Origin of the sequence: Paracoccus marcusii (genome assembly GCF_006151785.1) — a bacterium.
GTDB lineage: Bacteria > Pseudomonadota > Alphaproteobacteria > Rhodobacterales > Rhodobacteraceae > Paracoccus > Paracoccus marcusii.
On record NZ_VDDD01000237.1, the window covers coordinates 1 to 1,612 of the forward strand.

At 73.0% G+C, this 1,612-nt stretch carries 2 protein-coding genes; both read right to left on the minus strand.

From position 1 onward, the window contains the following. Positions 1 to 114: 114 nt before the first annotated feature. Positions 115 to 741, minus strand: coding sequence for a response regulator (locus tag FHD68_RS18460; protein ID WP_046000410.1), 627 nt, complete (start codon positions 739 to 741; stop codon positions 115 to 117). Positions 742 to 772: 31 nt separating this feature from the next. Continuing rightward, the coding region (locus FHD68_RS18465) for a histidine kinase (protein WP_244297986.1) at positions 773 to 1,612 on the minus strand (840 nt) is incomplete at its 5' end.

The window sequence follows — 1,612 nt, forward strand, 5'->3', positions numbered from 1 at the left end:
CGCCACGGGCAGGCCGCGCGCGCGCAGGTCCGCCGCCAGCGCCTCCAGCGCCAGGTCGGCCGCGCCGGGCGTCGTGTCGGTGTCGTTCGTGAACCAAGCCAGCATGCCGACCCCCTATACGCCGCTGTCCAGCGCGAATTTCATCAAGCCGTTGATCCCGTCCACGCCCAGCTTCTTCTTGAGCGCCGACGAGGTGTTGGCCGCGGTCTTGTAGCTGACGCCCAGCTGATCCGCGATGGCCTGCAGCGCATGCCCCTGTCCGATCAGGGCCAGGACCTGGCGTTCGCGGTCCGACAGCGCGCCCAGGGGGTCGCCCGCGGCGCCCGCGCGCAGCGTGGCCAGCGCCATCGCCTGCTTGGGGGCCAGATAGAACTCTCCGGCCTCCAGCGTGCGCACGGCGTCGCGGAAATCGGACGGCGGGGCGTTCTTGGACAGGAACCCCTGCGCGCCCGCCTGCAGGGCACGGGCGGCAAAGCCGGTCTGGTCGTTCATCGAGAAGACCAGGATGCGCGCGTCGGGTGCGGCGGCCAGCAGCGGGGCGACCAGGTCCAGGCCACCCGCGCCGGGCAGGCTGATGTCCAGGACGATCAGGTCGGGGGCGGGGTCGCGGGTCAGCTGGTCCAGCGCCTCCTCTCCGGACATGGCCTGGCCCACCGGGTCATAGCCCAGATCGCGCAGCAGGCGGCTGGCGCCCAGATGGGTGATCGGGTGGTCGTCGATGACCAAGGCGCGTTTCGTCACGGGGTCGTCCTGTCCTCAGTGCTGGCGGTCGTCAGGGCTGTCCGGCCTGCCGGGGCAGGTCCGCGATCAGGCGCGTGCCGGGCGACCCGGCCTCGAGGCGCAGGGTGCCGCCCAGCAGGGTGATGCGTTCGCGCATGCCCGTCAGGCCGGTCCCCTCGCGCCGGTCGGGGGCCATGCCCACGCCGTCATCGGCCAGCACCATGCGCCAATGCGCCGGATCGGTCCAGAGCCGGATGTCCACCCGGTCCGCCCGGGCATGGCGCAGGGCGTTCGTTGTGCCCTCCTGCAGGATGCGGAACAGGGTCAGGGCGGTGGCCTCGTCGGGCTCGGGCAGGCCCGCGGCCATGTCCAGCGCAAAGCGGGTGCCCGGAAAGCGGCGGTTAAGATCGGCCACGTAATCCGCCAGCACCGTGGCCAAAGGCAGCTGTCCCACCGCCATCGGGCGCAGATCGTCCAGCAGGGTGCGGTTCACGCGGGCGATCTGTTCCGCGATCGCCGCGATCTGGTCGGCCGATGCGGCGGTCGCGGGGTCGGGCGCCGCCTCGCGCAGCGCATCGGCCTCGACCCGCAGGCCGAACAGGCATGGGCCCATCTCGTCGTGCAGGTCGCGGGCGATTGCCTTTCGTTCGGCGTCCGCGCGGGCGATCACCTGGTGCTGCAGGCGGGTGCGGTCGGTGCGGGCCTGTTCCAGCGCCTGCGCCAGCCGGTCGGCATGGGTGGCCAGCGCCGCCAGGTCGGGATGGGGCAGCGGGCCGATGCGGCTGTCCAGGTCGCCCCGCGTCATGTCGGACAGGCGCGCGGCGATGGTCGCGACCGGGCGCAACCCCTGCGCCAATGCCCCGGCGATCAGCGCCGCCTGCAGGACGGCCGC